This window comes from Rhodococcoides kyotonense (assembly GCF_001645385.1).
Classification (GTDB): domain Bacteria; phylum Actinomycetota; class Actinomycetes; order Mycobacteriales; family Mycobacteriaceae; genus Rhodococcoides; species Rhodococcoides kyotonensis_B.
Genome location: NZ_LVHI01000040.1, coordinates 55,900 through 70,469 on the forward strand (window position 1 = coordinate 55,900; position 14,570 = coordinate 70,469).

General features: G+C 65.8%; 16 protein-coding genes. 12 read left to right on the top strand and 4 right to left on the bottom strand.

Going from position 1 to position 14,570, the window contains the following annotated elements; all coding sequences use genetic code 11:
• A complete protein-coding gene (locus A3K89_RS23720) occupies positions 1-459 on the bottom strand; it encodes an ankyrin repeat domain-containing protein (protein WP_254303665.1) in 459 nt (152 codons plus the stop codon).
• A 43-nt stretch (positions 460-502) separates the two neighbouring features.
• On the opposite strand from A3K89_RS23720, the gene A3K89_RS23725 reads away from it, so the two are divergent.
• From A3K89_RS23725 to A3K89_RS26090, 4 genes are read left to right on the top strand one after another with little or no spacing between them, the layout of a single operon-like run.
• On the top strand, positions 503-2,053 hold the full coding sequence (locus A3K89_RS23725; protein ID WP_068432037.1) for a YhjD/YihY/BrkB family envelope integrity protein: 1,551 nt from the start codon (positions 503-505) through the stop codon (positions 2,051-2,053).
• On the top strand, positions 2,050-2,322 hold the full coding sequence (locus A3K89_RS23730) for a hypothetical protein (RefSeq protein WP_068431635.1): 273 nt from the start codon (positions 2,050-2,052) through the stop codon (positions 2,320-2,322). Before A3K89_RS23725 ends, A3K89_RS23730 begins: the two co-directional genes overlap by 4 nt.
• Positions 2,319-2,591, top strand: coding sequence for a DUF4235 domain-containing protein (locus A3K89_RS23735; RefSeq protein WP_068431638.1), 273 nt, complete (start codon positions 2,319-2,321; stop codon positions 2,589-2,591). The genes A3K89_RS23730 and A3K89_RS23735 overlap by 4 nt, the downstream gene beginning before the upstream one ends.
• A gap of 37 nt (positions 2,592-2,628) precedes the next feature.
• Positions 2,629-2,796, top strand: coding sequence for a hypothetical protein (locus tag A3K89_RS26090; protein WP_165839527.1), 168 nt, complete (start codon positions 2,629-2,631; stop codon positions 2,794-2,796).
• A gap of 52 nt (positions 2,797-2,848) precedes the next feature.
• Here the strand turns inward: A3K89_RS26090 and A3K89_RS23740 are convergent, their stop codons facing one another.
• Entirely contained in the window at positions 2,849-4,309 is a 1,461-nt protein-coding gene (locus A3K89_RS23740) for an aminotransferase class I/II-fold pyridoxal phosphate-dependent enzyme (RefSeq protein ID WP_068432040.1), read from the bottom strand.
• Between the two features lie 78 nt (positions 4,310-4,387).
• On the opposite strand from A3K89_RS23740, the gene A3K89_RS23745 reads away from it, so the two are divergent.
• The 6 genes from A3K89_RS23745 (at position 4,388) to A3K89_RS25620 (ending at position 10,148) form a co-directional block, all read left to right on the top strand.
• Positions 4,388-5,773 (top strand): cytochrome P450, encoded by a 1,386-nt coding sequence (locus tag A3K89_RS23745; protein WP_157105433.1) that lies wholly within the window; start codon positions 4,388-4,390, stop codon positions 5,771-5,773.
• Between the two features lies 1 nt (position 5,774).
• A complete protein-coding gene (locus A3K89_RS23750; protein ID WP_068431641.1) occupies positions 5,775-6,863 on the top strand; it encodes a carboxylate-amine ligase in 1,089 nt (362 codons plus the stop codon).
• Between the two features lie 4 nt (positions 6,864-6,867).
• Entirely contained in the window at positions 6,868-7,932 is a 1,065-nt protein-coding gene (locus tag A3K89_RS23755) for an NAD-dependent epimerase/dehydratase family protein (protein ID WP_068431644.1), read from the top strand.
• A 73-nt stretch (positions 7,933-8,005) separates the two neighbouring features.
• The gene (locus A3K89_RS23760) at positions 8,006-8,512 is read left to right on the top strand and encodes a CinA family protein (RefSeq protein ID WP_068431647.1); all 507 of its coding nucleotides are present in this window, start codon (positions 8,006-8,008) and stop codon (positions 8,510-8,512) included.
• A 44-nt stretch (positions 8,513-8,556) separates the two neighbouring features.
• A complete protein-coding gene (nadE, locus tag A3K89_RS23765; protein ID WP_068431651.1) occupies positions 8,557-9,399 on the top strand; it encodes an ammonia-dependent NAD(+) synthetase in 843 nt (280 codons plus the stop codon).
• Positions 9,396-10,148: a CDP-alcohol phosphatidyltransferase family protein gene (locus A3K89_RS25620; RefSeq protein ID WP_084424061.1), complete on the top strand. Its 753-nt coding sequence runs from the start codon at positions 9,396-9,398 to the stop codon at positions 10,146-10,148. Before nadE ends, A3K89_RS25620 begins: the two co-directional genes overlap by 4 nt.
• On the opposite strand, the gene A3K89_RS23775 is transcribed toward A3K89_RS25620, so the two are convergent.
• A complete protein-coding gene (locus A3K89_RS23775) occupies positions 10,041-11,123 on the bottom strand; it encodes a YihY/virulence factor BrkB family protein (protein WP_254303666.1) in 1,083 nt (360 codons plus the stop codon). The genes A3K89_RS25620 and A3K89_RS23775 overlap by 108 nt on opposite strands.
• Between A3K89_RS23775 and A3K89_RS23780 the strand changes: the two genes are divergently transcribed.
• Both A3K89_RS23780 and A3K89_RS23785 read left to right on the top strand, forming a co-directional pair.
• A complete protein-coding gene (locus A3K89_RS23780; RefSeq protein ID WP_068432045.1) occupies positions 11,026-12,231 on the top strand; it encodes an NAD(P)/FAD-dependent oxidoreductase in 1,206 nt (401 codons plus the stop codon). The genes A3K89_RS23775 and A3K89_RS23780 overlap by 98 nt on opposite strands.
• Before the next feature lie 29 nt (positions 12,232-12,260).
• Positions 12,261-13,577 (top strand): NAD(P)/FAD-dependent oxidoreductase, encoded by a 1,317-nt coding sequence (locus A3K89_RS23785; RefSeq protein WP_068431660.1) that lies wholly within the window; start codon positions 12,261-12,263, stop codon positions 13,575-13,577.
• Positions 13,578-13,581: 4 nt separating this feature from the next.
• On the opposite strand, the gene dapA is transcribed toward A3K89_RS23785, so the two are convergent.
• Positions 13,582-14,460 (bottom strand): 4-hydroxy-tetrahydrodipicolinate synthase, encoded by an 879-nt coding sequence (gene dapA / locus A3K89_RS23790; RefSeq protein ID WP_084424065.1) that lies wholly within the window; start codon positions 14,458-14,460, stop codon positions 13,582-13,584.
• Between the last annotated feature and the right edge of the window lie 110 nt (positions 14,461-14,570).

Genomic DNA, 14,570 nt, shown 5'->3' on the forward strand with positions numbered 1-14,570 from the left:
TCAGGAATGCTCGCGGGACCCGGTCAGCAGTGCCGTCATGTCGTCGAGACCGAAGAACTCGGCGACCGACACTGCGGACCGGGTTCCCGCGAACGGGTCTGCCCCAGCACGCAATAGAGCGCTCACGATGTCGGTCGACCGGCGAAACGCCGCTGCTCCCAACGCAGTCTGCCCGTTGTCGTTGACACGTTCGACGTCTGCGCCCGCATCGAGCAGCAGAGCCACCGTGCCCGGATGGGTGTGATACGACGCGAGTATCAACAGGGTGTCGCCGCGATCGTTGGTGAGATTCACCGGGCCGCCCGCACCCAGAAACCGTCGTAGCAAGTCTGTTTCGCCCTGCCGAGCCCAATCGAATGCGGCACGGAGAACGGCGATCTCGTTCTCGGTCAGGTCTACGGATTCGTCGTGCGACATGGTCTCGCCGATACCCGTGACCTGCGGGAGCGAAACGGGCACCGCGCAGCGTTTCCGGACGGGACAGGTGGGTATCGCACCCGTCATGAACCAACAGGATGCCGCGTCCACTGCGCCTGTCGACGCCGATCCCGACGACCCACGAAAAGCGGATTCTCCTACCGAACTGACGAAGCCGTCGTGGATGTTCGTCTTGAAGAAGACCGCTCGCGAGTTCTCGCGCGATCAGTGCACCGACCTCGCAGCCGCACTCACGTACTACGCCGTGTTGTCCCTGTTTCCGGCGATCCTGGCGGTGGTGTCACTGCTCGGTGTCTTCGGGCAGGGTCAAGCCACCGTCGACGGTGTGTTGCAGATCGTCGGCGATCTGGGCCCCTCGTCGGCGGTCGACACGTTGCGCGGCCCCATCGAGCAGTTGGTCCAGGCTCCCGCTGCCGGGTTCGCTCTCCTCACCGGTGTTGCCGGCGCGTTGTGGTCGGCCTCGGGTTACGTCGGAGCATTCGGCCGTGCGATGAATCGCATGTACGAGGTCGAGGAAGGCCGACCGGTATGGAAGCTACGGCCGGTGATGCTTCTGGTCACGCTCGTCGGTCTGCTGCTGGTCGCGTGCGCTGCGGTGATGCTGGCCATCAGTGGTCCGATCGCGTCGGCCGTGGGGGACACGATAGGCCTCGGTGACACCGCGTTGACCGTCTGGAACATCGCTCGCTGGCCGATCGTCCTGGTGATAGTCGTTCTGGCCGTGGCCATTCTGTACTACGCGACCCCCAATGTTCAGCAACCGAAGTTCCGATGGATCTCGTCCGGCGCGGCACTTGCCATTCTGGTGTGGATCCTGGCATCGGTGCTGTTCGGGTTCTACGTCGCGAACTTCGGAAGCTACAACAAGACCTACGGCTCGCTCGCCGGCGCGATCGTGTTCCTGCTGTGGTTGTGGATCACCAACCTGGCCTTGCTGTTCGGCGCGGAGCTCGATTCGGAGCTGGAACGTGGTCGTCAGTTGCAGGCGGGAATGGTTGCGGAAGAACGACTTCAGCTTCCCCCGCGCGACACCCGCGTGTCGGACAAGAACGAACAGAAGGACGCCGACGCCGTCGAGCAGGGTCGCCGTCTACGTCTGGCACACGAACAGAACGACTCCCCCGATGCGCCGACCGCAGAACAAGCGGATCGGCCACGTACGAGAACAGGAGATGTCATGACCGACCGTTCCGCACCGCCACCCGATACCAGGGCGGCGGCGAGTCGACCGGTGAGCGACCTGTCGACGGTCCAGCTCGTCGAGCGGCTGACCGACCAGGTGTCGACCCTAGTCCGAACCGAAATTCGATCGGGCCTCGACGAGGTCAAGAGCAAGGGCACACGCGTCGGCGTCGGTATCGGCATTTCCGGCGCGGGGGCACTACTGCTGTTCTTCGGCGTCGCCACGCTGATCGCGACCGCCGTGCTCGGTCTGGCCACCGTCGTCGCACCGTGGCTCGCCGCGTTGATCGTCGCCGTCGTGGTGCTCATCATCGGCGGAATTCTCGCCGCAGTCGGCGCGTCCCGCGCGAAGAACGCTCTCCCGCCGGTTCCCGCCGACACGGCGGCAAGCGTGAACGACGACATCTCTGCGATCAAGAAAGGTATCCGATGAGTGGAAAGCACGCCGAGACACCGGAACCCGACGACCTACCCAGCGTCGAGGAACAACGGGCGGACGTAGCCGAGACCGTCGCGGCGCTCGCGGCCAAGGCCGATGTACCTGCCCGCGTTGCCAACGAGGCGTCGTTCCAGGCCGAGCGGGCGAAGACGGCGGCACAGAAGAACCCGCAGGTGATCGCCGCGGCCATCGGTGCGGTGGTGGCGGGAACCATCGTGACGATCATCATTCGCAGACGACGATCCCGGAGGATTTTCCGATGAGCGCAGTATCGAAGGCCATGTACAAACCACTCGCTCTGGCAACCAGCGTGCTGGGTGGTATCGCGGCGGGCGCCGTGTTCAAACAGATCTGGAAGTACGTGGGCGACAACGACGTCGAAGCTCCCGACCCGAAAGATCTGAACCGGTCGGTACAGGAAGTGTTGCTGGCAGCGGCAATTCACGGAGCCGTGTTCGGAATCGTCAAGGCAGCCGTGGATCGTGCAGGTGCCACCGGCTACCGCGCACTCGCGCACGAAGACCCGTCCTGAAGGTTTCGAGCAACCACCGAAAGGAAATACACCCCTCATGACCCAACCCAACCACGACGAACCGAACCTCGACGACGTCATTGTTCCGACCGAGGAAGTGCATCCGGACCATCGCGAGCACGCGAAGGAACCGAAGCACCTCGACGACACGGAGCTGGACGCCCGCACCGAACACGAGCGTGAGGAAACCGGCGCCGACGAGTGACGTCGACACCGAACGGGGGCCGCGAGATTCGTCTCGCGGCCCCCGTTTCACGTCAGCGGACCACTTTGAACGTCCGTAGTGACTTGTCGGTGGCGTCGGGGACGTTCATTCCCGCGGCGATACCGGTCGTGAGATAGTCGACGACCCCGTCGGTCAGCTCCTCCCCCGGCACCGCGACCGGGATGCCCGGCGGGTACGGGGTGAGTTGTTCGGCCACGATCCGTCCCGGGGCGTGCTTCGCATCCACCATTTCCGTGTCGCCGAAAAATGCGTCGCGTGGCAACATCACCGAACGCAGAGACAGATCGTTCGGATCGGGCAGGTACATCTCGGGCGGGGCGTCGAAAGTGGATGCGGCAGAGGACAATCCACGTAACGCGGCGTACAGTCTCTCGGCGGTGGCCTCGCTGTCGGCGAACGAGAACGTCGCCAGGATTCTTCGGTGATCGCTCATCCCGATGTCGAGGTGATGCGTGTCCCGCAGCCAATCCGCGCACTGATACCCACTCACACCCATCGACGACACGTCGATCATCACCTGCAGCCGGTCGAGATCCTTCGACGCCTCGGCCCCGATCAATTCGTCCTCGAGAACGCTGAGGCCGTCGATCTCCGAGATCTCGCGACGCGCCGACCTGGCGAGCGCGAGCGCCGAGCCGAGCAACTCCGAACCCTGCTCGACCATCTGGCGGCGCCACCCGTCCATCGCCGCGTAGACCAGAACGTTCGGACTGGTCGTCATCAACAGGTCGGCACACAAGGCGACATGGCGGTCGTCGACGAGGTCACCTTGAACGTGATACACCGATCCCTGCTCGAATCCCGCACCCATCTTGTGCACGCTCACGACACAGATATCTGCGCCCGCGTCCATCGCCCAGGTCGGAAGGTCGTCGTGGAAGGGCAGATGCGCACCCCACGCCTCGTCGACGATGAGCGGTTTGCCCCGTTCGTGGCAGATGTCCGCGATCGCAGCGATGTCGGCGCACGTGCCGTACGGCGTCGGGCTGACGATCAGCGCACCGGCCGCGTCGGGATTGTCGTCCCAGGCTTGACGCACCTGCTCGGGCGACGGTGGATGCGAAATGTGGTGGTCGGTATCCCAGCGCGGCGGGATCCAACGCGGTCTGACACCGCTGAACACCAGGCCTGCGACGATCGCCTTGTGACTGTCCCTGGCGACGAGCAGACCACCGTCGTCGTTGCCCGCCACCGCCATCATCGCGGCCTTGACGGAGAGCGAACTGCCGCACGTCGAGAAGAACGCCGAGCGCGCGCCGACGGCCGATGCCATCAATTGTTCTGCACGCGTGAGATATTCGTTCGACGAGTGCCGGTCGTCCATGCCGCCCGACGCCAACAGATCGGATCTGAAACTCGCAGCGCCGAGTACGTCGGTCACGCGTGGGTCCACACCGACTCCCTGCCGGTGTCCGGGCGGCGTGAAACCGTAACGGTCGTCGCGGTGGTAGCGGGCGACAGCGTCCAACAGAGGTGTTTCCGATTGGTTCACGTGGTGGGCCATACCCGGTCACGAGGTCGACCATTCCTGGCCCGTTTCGCCCTGTTCGGCGCAGGGTAGGCAGGGTGCATGCCTACCTCCGAATCCACCGTACCGACGCCGTCGGCTGCCCCGACCGTGCCGGCCGGCCCTGTCGTGACGGGAGTAGCCGCCGCCCGGCTTCTGGCGAAACTTTCGGGGCCGTTGGTGGCAGGCGGTGTCATCGCACGAAGGCGAACGGTGATGCCGCTGCTCGAGAAGCGCCAGAGCGATGCCGACACCGTCGAGACGATGCTGGAACTGCGCAGAGAGTACGGACCCGGTCCGCTACGCCTCGAGTTGCCGGGGAGGACGGTCGTCGTTCCGTTGACGGCGGGCGACGTCGAGCGCGTTCTGGCGCAGTCCCCCGAGCTGTTCACCCCCGCCAACCGGGAGAAGCGCGCCGCGCTCAGCCCGTTCCAACCCCACGGTGTGTTGATCTCTCGCGGACGTGCTCGCGAATCGCGACGGACGTTCAACGAACAGGTGCTCGACAGCGATCTGCCACTGCACCATCTGGCCGGTTCGCTCGCTCCGACGATCCGCGAAGAAGCAGGCAACATCGTGGCCGAGGCGAGCGGCAACGACGGTCTGCTCGACGCGAGTGTGTTCGTCGAGGGGTGGTGGCGGATGGTACGACGTGTCGTGCTCGGTGACGGCGCGCGCGACGACGATGCCGTGACGGATGATCTCTGGACACTGCGGGGCGACGGCAACTGGTCGTACCTACGCCCGCTGCGCCGTCGCGTGCGCGATCGTTTTCTCGACCGCCTGTACGAGTACGTCGACGACGCCGAACCGTTGAGTCTTGCGGGGGCCGTCGCGGCGGCACGACCGGACTCGACGGTCGATCCGGTGGGTCAGATTCCGCACTGGCTTTTCGCGTTCGACGCGGCCGGGATGGTCGCGCTCCGCGCACTTGCCGTGCTGTCCGCGCAGCCCGAGCACATGCGGCGTGCTCGCGACGAAATCGTCGAGATGGATCTGTCTCAGCCGCAGGTACTTCCGTATCTGCGGGCCTGCATTCTGGAATCCGTTCGTCTGTGGCCGACGACCCCTGCGATTCTGCGCGATTCGACGACCACGACGCACTGGGGTGAGGGCGACCGCCGCTTCGACATCGAGTCGGGTGCAGCCTTCCTGATCCTGACGGCGTTCTTCCACCGGGACCGGACGAGCATCGATTTCGCCGACGATTTCACACCCGATGCGTGGCTCGACGGTCGCATGAGTACACAACGCGCGGTAGTGCCGTTCAGCGCCGGTCCAGCCCGGTGCCCCGGACAGAATTTCGTTCTGTTCACCACGAGCATGATGCTCGCGAACCTGATCGAATCGCTGCCCGACCTTCGACAGCAGTCGACACCGTCCCTCGGCGGCGAGTCACCCCTTCCGGCGACGCTGAACCACTTCTCGATCGCACTGAAAGCTCACTGACATGGGCCTGGAACCCGTTCCGACGTTCGGGGTGGAGGAGGAGTTGCTGCTCGTCGATCCGAACACCGGGATCCCGTCGATGCAGAACGAGGTGGTTGCGGACAATGCACGTCAGCTCGGCCTCTCGCTACAGCTGGAGCTCACACCGTGTCAGATCGAGACCGCGTCGAGCGTCCTGCACACGTCGGCGGAACTGGCCGAGTCGCTGGCCCGGTCTCGTTCGACGGCAGCCGTGGCCGCGCGTCGTGCGGGTGCCGCGCTACTTCCCGCCGGGGTCCCCCCACTGCTTCCGGAGTTGGGCCCCATCACCGACACGAAACGGTACCGGCGGATCGCGGACGAGTACGGCATGATCGCGCTCGAACAGGGAGTGTGCGGAGCCCACGTGCACGTCGCGGTTCCCGACCGGGAATTCGGTGTCGCAGTGAGCAATCACGTGCGTCCTTGGTTGCCGGTTCTGCTTGCGTTGACGGCGAACTCGGCTCTCTACGCAGGCCGCGACACCGGTTACGCCAGCTGGCGATCGGTGCTGTGGTCACGGTGGCCGAGTGCAGGCCCTCCCCCGTACTTCGACTCCGTCGACCACTACGACGCGCTGATCCGCCAGATGTTCGACGTCGGAGCCATTCTCGACGACGGGATGGTCTACTGGGACGTCCGACCGTCGATGAATTTTCCGACGCTGGAGATCCGAGTCAGTGACGTACCGGCGAGCACGTCGGACACGGTCCTGTTGGCGGTGCTCGTGCGCGCGTTGGTCATGACGGCGTCCGACGCGATCGACCGTGGCGCTTCTGCACCGCGCGTGGCGGAACATGCTCTGCACTGGGCATATTGGCGTGCAGCCAGGGACGGGCTTTCGGACCGTCTGGTAGATCCTGCCACCGGGCGGCTCGGCACCGCTGCCGACGCGCTGAGTTCCCTCGTGTCCTATGTGGCAGGAGCCCTGGAGACGACCGGCGAGCGTGACCTCGTCGACTCGGCAATTCGACGAAACGTACAGCACGGCAACGGGGCTCGTCGCCAACGCGATGCACTGAAGACATCGGGAGCGATCACCGACGCTGTTCTCGACCTGATCGAAGGGTGATTCGATGCGTGTGGCCATCACCGGTGCGACCGGAAACGTCGGGACGACGCTCCTTCGGCGACTTGCGGGGGAGGACGTCGACGTCGTCGGAATTGCTCGTCGGCGCCCGCCCGAGACCGATCCCTACGCCGGCGTGCAGTGGCACGAGATCGATCTCGCCGACGCCGATGCGGAGAACCAGCTCGTTCCGATTCTGACCGGAGTCGACGCGGTGATACATCTCGCGATCGGGTTTCAGCCCATGCGTGAGCGAGACTATCTGCGCCGCACCAACGTAGGGGGAACCGAGGCGGTCGCGAACGCGGTGGGACGGGCCGAGGTCGGCCGACTGATCCACATGTCGTCGAGCGGGGTGTACTCACCCGGCGCCTACGGCCGCCGCGTCGACGAGACCTGGCCGCGGGGCGGCGTCCCGTCGTCGACGTACAGCGTCGACAAGGCGGCCGCGGAACAGGTGCTCGACCGTTTCGAGACGCGCGGTAACGGAACAACCGTCGTCCGTCTCAGACCCGGGCTGATCGGCCAGTACGCGTTCGGCAGTGCGCTGCTTCGGTATTCGCTACCCGACCTCGTGCCGTCGTGGGTCGTGGATCGCGTGCCGGTCCTGCCGATGGACCGGTCGATCACGATTCCTGCCGTGTCGACGAGCGACGTCGCCGACGCGATTCTCGCTGCGTTGACCTGTCCCCACAGCGACGCGTTCAACCTGTCCGCGCCGACTCCCGTTCGCACCGCAGATTTCGAAGCCACCTTGTCCGCGCATGCGATTCCCGTTCCGCGCGTCGCCATGCGCGCCGTGGCGGCGGCGACGTTCACCACGAGGCTGCAGTCCGTGCACCCGGGGTGGATCGATCTCGCATACGAGACTCCACTGCTCGACACACGCCACGCCGAGACGGTACTGAAGTGGGCGCCGACGCTCGACGGGCCCCAAGTGCTGGCGGAGACGATCCGCGGTATGCGCCAGGGGGCAGCCGCATCCAGCCCGCCTCTGCGCGCACGGACGTTCCTGGATCGCATCGGCTCGGCTCTCGGCCGAGGTCCGGTGTCACGGCGCCGCGAACCCTGACGAGCGGGTTTCACCCCGCGGGCGCACGGGTATCGGGCGGGCAGGGGGAAACGCTTGTAGGAGGTTCTCTTTCATGTCGACAAGTCCCGAGGAGCGCATCGACGTCCGCGACGATCTGTCGGAATTGTGCGAAGAACTGTCGGAGTTGGCTCTGGAACATTCGATCGCGGTCGCCACGGTCGAGTCTCTGACCGCAGGCAATCTCGCCGCCATGCTCGGCAAGGCCCCGTCTTCGGGTGACTGGTTCCGAGGCGGAATCGTCGCCTACGACGCCGATGTCAAGCACTCGCTTCTCCGCGTTCCCGAAGGTCCGGTCGTCAGTGAGGTCTCGGCCGCCACGATGGCACGTTCTGCGTGCGAACTGCTCGGTGCCGACATGGCCATTGCCGTGACCGGCGAGGCAGGGCCCGAGACACAGGAGAACGAACCGCCGGGGACGGTATGGGTGGGCATGTGCGACCGAGGCGTCGTCACCACCGAACGCAAGCAGTTCGACGGTGAGCCGGAAGAGATTCTGGCACAGACGTTGTCGCTCTCCATCGAATCCTTGGTGGGCCATGCTCGCCGACGCTCCGCCTGAACGATCCACCACATCCTTCGACCGAGATAGGGGTAACACGCCGAATGGACACCTCATTGCGTTCACACATCCAGCACGAGCTCGCCGTGAAGCCGGCGATCGACCCCGAGAACGAGATTCGCGACCGAGTCGAGTTCCTGGCGGACTACCTCCGCGCCAGCGGAACCCGTGGGTTCGTACTCGGAATCAGCGGTGGACAGGACAGCACTCTGGCGGGTGCCCTCGCACAGCGTGCCGTGCGTGAGGTCGTGGCGTCCGGTGGAGAGGCCGAGTTCGTCGCCGTGAGGCTGCCGTACGGTGTGCAGGCAGACGAGGACGACGCCATCACCGCCGTCGAGTTCATCGGCCCCGATCGCACGGTCACCGTCGACATCAAGGACGCAGTCGACGCGTCGGCGCGCGCAGCTGCGAAAGCCCTGGGCGTGGACCGCCTCGACGACTTCGTGCGCGGCAACATCAAGGCACGTGAGCGCATGATCGCGCAGTACGCGATTGCAGGCCAGGACAACCTCCTGGTCATCGGGACGGACCATGCTGCCGAGGCCGTCACCGGGTTCTTCACCAAGTACGGCGACGGCGGAGCCGACGTGACACCGCTCGAGGGCCTCACCAAACGGCAAGGAGCACAACTTCTTCAGTTCATGGACGCGCCCGAGTCCACCTGGAAGAAGGTGCCGACGGCCGACCTGGAGGATGACCGCCCTGCCCTGCCGGACGAGCAGGCACTCGGCGTCACGTACGCACAGATCGATTCCTACCTCGACGGCGGAGATGTCGACGACGACGCCGTCGCCGTCATCGAACGCTGGTACACCAAGACCAGGCACAAGCGCACGACCCCGGTCGCGCCGACCGACCGATGGTGGCGCCGAGAGCCAGGCGAGTGACCGATCTCGGGCCCTCCTCGGCTACGGCGGTTCTGACCAGGGAGCAGTACCTCGACCGGTGGCGCGTTCTGCACGGACAGTACGACCAGAACGCCTCCTCGCTGGTGCGGCCGTGGCTGAGCGCCGTCTATCGCCTGTCGGCGCCGCTCGCACGGAAACGTCTGCCGCCCGACGTCGTCACGGCGACGGGCGTGGCGACGGCGGCGGGCGCGTCCGCAGCAGCGTGGACCGGCGGCGCGTGGCTGTTCCTCGCCGCCGCGCTCGTCCTCGTCGCCTCCGTGCTCGACGGTATCGACGGCGCAGTGGCGGTGATCTCGCGACGGGACGACGCGTGGGGTTTCGTCGTCGACACCGTGGCCGATCGCTGCAGCGATCTGTTGATTCTGGCGATCGTCGGATTCGCCGGTGCCCCATGGCCACTCGTCGCCGTGATGATGGCTTTCACCATGATCCACGAGACCCTTCGGGCACGTGCAGGCGCGGCCGGGCTGCGCGAGGTCCTCGTGATTACAGTGTGGGAACGGCCGTCGCGGGTGGTCACGTCGATACTGATCGCTGTTACCGCCGCGGCAGTGCCGTCGGCCGCAGTCACGACGTCGACACTGGGCGCGGCGGTCGGCTCTGTCCTGGCCACGTGCGGGCTACTTCACTTGGCGATCGCTGTCCGACGCGCCCTGCGCGGACGCGTCGTCGAACCACCATCCCAGTTCGTCGATGGCAAGCGTCAGAGCCCACCCGACGAGCAGTAACACGTGCAGCAGGAACATCCACAGTCCTGCTGCGATCACGGCTCCGATCACGGTCAGCCCCCCGAAGGGAGCACCGAGATCGACCGGTATCGCCAGGAACAGCACGAACCCCTGCGCGAACCCGGCCAGGAACGACGCGGTGACCAACGCTCCGGCGGCAACGACCGTCGCGCGCGGGAGACCGGGACCGACGACCGCGAAGACCCAGCTCACGGCGACAGCGAGCACGAGCCACGTTCCGATGAATCCGATCCACACCCGAAGCGCCAGACTGCCCACGCCTCCCGAGGTGGTCGCGTCGGCCAGCCACTCCGCGAGACGCAGCATCACCACGACGAGGAACGGCGCCAACAATACGAACGGGAGGACGAGGGCTCGGCCACGCCAGCCCGTCAGATTCTCGTCGACGGGACGGTACGCCACGAGCGCGCGCCGAAGCCCTTCTCCGTAGAACGTCGCCGGGAAGATCGCGATCAGGACCCCCAGCAACGACAACGTTGCGCCGGCCTCTGCCAGCGTGATCACCGCCGACCGAGCGCCGAGCGCATCGGGTAGCAACTCGGCGACGTCGGCCATGCGGGACAGCACCCATTCCGGAGACGTGACGACAGTCGCTGCACGCAAGGCCAACAGCAACACGGGAACGACGGCGATCGCCGCGTAAAAGGTCAATCCTCCCGCGACGAGAGACAGGTCCGACGCACCCAATCGGGTGGTCATGTTCCGCCGAACCGACCGCAGCCACTCCGAGTGCATCGTCACCGTCACCTTCTCCTCGCGTCGAGAGGGCGCATACCCACGTACGTCGTCCCCACGCGCCTGCGGTTTCCCGATGCGACCGACGGGTAATGCGGCACAGGTGAACAGACTGGACCCGATCACGACCTCGACCGACATTCCCACTTTCGACGTCCTGGTCATCGGAGGCGGGAACGCCGGTATCAGCGCCGCTGCCCGAGCGATCCGAACGGGCATACGAGATGTCGCGGTGATCGAACCACAGCAGGTACACACCTACCGCCCGTTGTTGTCGTACGTCGGCGCCGGGCAGGCCACGCTGAACGAGGCGCAACGCACGCAACGGTCCGTGATCCCACGAGGCTGCACGTGGATCGAAGACTCGGCGACCGTCGTCGACGCACCGAACAACACGGTCACGTGCGCGTCAGGACGCCGGTTCCGCTATCACGACCTCGTGCTCGGTCCCGGACTCGTACCGGACGACGATGAACTTCCCGGCATCGCCGAGGCCGTCGACTCGACCGGAGTGGCCAGCAACTATCTCGACCGCGCCGACAAGACCTGGACACTGGTGGAGAACATGCCCGCCTTCGGGCACGCCGTGTTCACGGTGCCACGGCCGCCGGTCAGCTGCACCGGGACGACACTGAAACCTCTGTTTCTGGCGGCGTCGCACTGGCACCGAGTGGGCCGACTTTCCGGCATCGAGATCACTCTGCTCGTCGACCGTCCTCGCCTGCTCGGAGTCCCGGAGCTCGACGCTGTGCTGATGGATCGGTTGCAGCAACTCGGGGTTCACGTCCACTTCGACACGACGGTCGTGTCGCTCGAACCGGCGTCTCGGCGGATCGAGACCGTCACCGCAGGCTCGACGCCGAGCACCGTCGAGTACGACTTCCTGCATCTCGTACCGCCGTTTCGTGGACCTCGATGGATCACCGAATCGAACCTGAGTGCCGACGGCATGCACGGGCTCGTCGACGTCGATCCCCACACGTTCCGGCATCGCACGCACCCGAACATCTGGGCCGTCGGCGATGGCGCGTCGATCGACACAGACCCGTCGGGTGGCGGTCTGCGCAAACAGGTTTCGGTGCTCGTCGACAACATCCATGCGACGCGTGAGGGTCGGGCCACGTCGACGTACGACGGTTACACGGTCGCCCCGATCCCGCTGGACGACCGTCATCTCGTCGCCGCCGAATTCGACCGCGCCGGAAGACTGTCGTCGTCGCTGCCCTCGTTCCTCGACCCGCTCACGCCCCGCCGATCCGCGTTCGCATTCGACAGATACGGTCTACCCCAGATCTACTGGCACTCGATCCTCCGCGGTCGAGTCTGAGTCACGAACGCACCGAGAGGATTTCATTCATGACCGCACCCGGTAGGCCGCATGTCCTCGTCATCGGCGGAGGCTTCGGCGGCCTGTACGCGGCAAAGCGACTGCGCCACAGCGACGTGGCCGTCACCGTACTCGAACGAGGCACCAGCCACGTGTTCCAACCGTTGCTCTATCAGTGCGCGACGGGTCTCGTGTCCGAGGGTTCCATCGCGAGCCCGCTGCGACATCTGTTGCGGCATCAGGACAATGCCCATGTCGCTCTCGGTGAGGCCTCGGCCATCGACGCCGAAGCGCGCATCGTCACGGCCAGCCGATTCGACGGGTCCACGTACGAGTTGAAGTACGACTTCCTCGTGGTCGCCGCCGGGATGCAGCAGGCCTACCACGGTCACGAGGAATACATCCAGTACGCGCCCGGCATGAAAACTCTCGACGACGCCCTGACGATCCGACGGAAGTTGATTGCCGCGTTCGAGATGGCCGAATCGCTCCCGACTGCCGAGGAGCGACAGCCCTGGCTGACGTTCGCGGTCGCGGGCGGCGGGCCCACCGGTGTCGAATTGGCCGGTCAGATACGGGAACTCGCGACGAGGGCACTGTCGCACGAGTTCCGTTCGATCGACCCGCGCGAGGCAAGGGTGTTGCTCTTCCACGGCGACGATCGAGTTCTGCCGTCGTTCGACAGGAAACTGTCGGCGGCGGCTCAGAAGACCTTGGACATCGTGGGCGTCGAAACGCACCTCGGCGTGCACGTCACCGACGTCACCGAGACCGATGTCGAGACCACGACGAAAGCCGAACCGAAGACGAAGACCCGGTACGACGCGCGCACGGTGTTGTGGACGGCGGGTGTCGAGGCCGTGCCGTTCGCGCGCACGTTGGCGACAGCGCTCGGCGTCGATCCTGACCGGTCCGGCCGGATTTCCGTCGGGCCCGATCTGTCGGTCCCCGGACATCCGAACGTCTGGGTGGTCGGCGACATGATGGCGAAGGACGACCTGCCGGGCGTGGCCGAGGTGGCGATGCAGGGCGGACGCCACGTCGGATCGGTCATCGCGGCGGAGCTCGAGCACCCGGGCAACGCCCGAGCTCCGTTCAAGTATCGCGACCTCGGCAGCGCGGCCTACATCGCGCGCGGACACGCGCTCGTGCAGGCCGGACCGCTGCGCATGTCCGGTTTCCTCGGATGGCTGTCGTGGGGGTTCATTCACATCGCGTTCCTGTCGGGAGCCAGGAATCGCGTCGGGACTCTCGTCAACTGGGCGGCCACGCTGGCCACCAACTCGAGACGCGAGCGAGCCATCACCTACGGGGATCCGGAAACCGCCCGCAAGCCCTACAGCTGACGGGTCAGTCGATCAGTTCCGCGTTGCGTAGTGCGGCGCGAACGTCGGCGTGATGCCATTCGTCCAGTTCGACGAGAGGCAGGCGAATACCTCCGGACATCAATCCCATCTCGGCGAGGGCCCACTTGACCGGGATGGGATTGGGCTCGGCGAACAGGGCGCTGTGCAGACCGGCAAGGGTCGCGTCGATGTCCGACGCCGTGTCCGCGTCACCCGCGAGGGCGGCGGCACACATCTTCGCCATCGCGTCCGGTGCGACGTTGGCCGTCACCGAGATGTTGCCGTGGAAGCCCGCGAGCATGCTGGCTCGTGCGGTCGAGTCGTCGCCCGAGTACAGCCCGAAATCGGGCAGTTCGAGAGCCACGAGATCGCGCGTTCGATCCAGGTCTCCCGACGCTTCCTTGATGCCGACGATGTTCGGCAGCTCGGCGAGCCGGGCGACGGTGGACGGCAGCATGTCGCAACCGGTCCGCGACGGGACGTTGTAGAGGTACTGAGGAAGGTCGACTGCCTCACCGATCGCCTTGAAGTGGCGGTACAGGCCTTCCTGAGGGGGCTTGATGTAGTACGGGGTGACCAGGAGTGCGCCGTCGGCGCCTGCGACGCGGGCCGCCTCCGTCAGGTGGATGGCCTCGTCGGTGGAATTCGCGCCGGTGCCCGCGATCACGGGGATCCGTCCTGCGACGACATCGATGGTGCGTCGGATGACGTTCTCGTGTTCGGACACCGACAGGGTCGACGACTCACCCGTCGTTCCGACCGACACTATCGCCGAGGTACCGCCGCTGATCTGTCGCTCGAGCAGGGAATCCAGCGACGGGTAGTCGACGTCGCCGCTGTCGGTCATGGGCGTGACGATCGCAACGATGCTTCCGGTGATCACGGTGGGGCTGCCTTCCTCGGGTCTGTGGTTCGTCCCGAATCGTAGTCGACCGCAGCGTCACGGCACCTCGACCATCGCCGCTGCTCGGTCGTGCCGACCGTCACCGACGT

Excerpts from the sequence above, each read along its gene's own strand:
- A3K89_RS23725 (WP_068432037.1), top strand. The coding sequence starts at position 503 with ATGAACCAACAGGATGCCGCGTCCACTGCGCCTGTCGACGCCGATCCC.
- A3K89_RS23775 (WP_254303666.1), bottom strand. The coding sequence starts at position 11,123 with ATGCCCGTTCGGATCGCTCGGGCAGCGGCGCTGATACCGGCGTTCCCG.
- A3K89_RS23750 (WP_068431641.1), top strand. The coding sequence starts at position 5,775 with ATGGGCCTGGAACCCGTTCCGACGTTCGGGGTGGAGGAGGAGTTGCTG.
- nadE (WP_068431651.1), top strand. The coding sequence starts at position 8,557 with ATGGACACCTCATTGCGTTCACACATCCAGCACGAGCTCGCCGTGAAG.
- A3K89_RS26090 (WP_165839527.1), top strand. The coding sequence starts at position 2,629 with ATGACCCAACCCAACCACGACGAACCGAACCTCGACGACGTCATTGTT.
- A3K89_RS23755 (WP_068431644.1), top strand. The coding sequence starts at position 6,868 with ATGCGTGTGGCCATCACCGGTGCGACCGGAAACGTCGGGACGACGCTC.
- A3K89_RS23760 (WP_068431647.1), top strand. The coding sequence starts at position 8,006 with ATGTCGACAAGTCCCGAGGAGCGCATCGACGTCCGCGACGATCTGTCG.
- A3K89_RS23730 (WP_068431635.1), top strand. The coding sequence starts at position 2,050 with ATGAGTGGAAAGCACGCCGAGACACCGGAACCCGACGACCTACCCAGC.
- A3K89_RS23745 (WP_157105433.1), top strand. The coding sequence starts at position 4,388 with ATGCCTACCTCCGAATCCACCGTACCGACGCCGTCGGCTGCCCCGACC.
- A3K89_RS23735 (WP_068431638.1), top strand. The coding sequence starts at position 2,319 with ATGAGCGCAGTATCGAAGGCCATGTACAAACCACTCGCTCTGGCAACC.
- A3K89_RS23785 (WP_068431660.1), top strand. The coding sequence starts at position 12,261 with ATGACCGCACCCGGTAGGCCGCATGTCCTCGTCATCGGCGGAGGCTTC.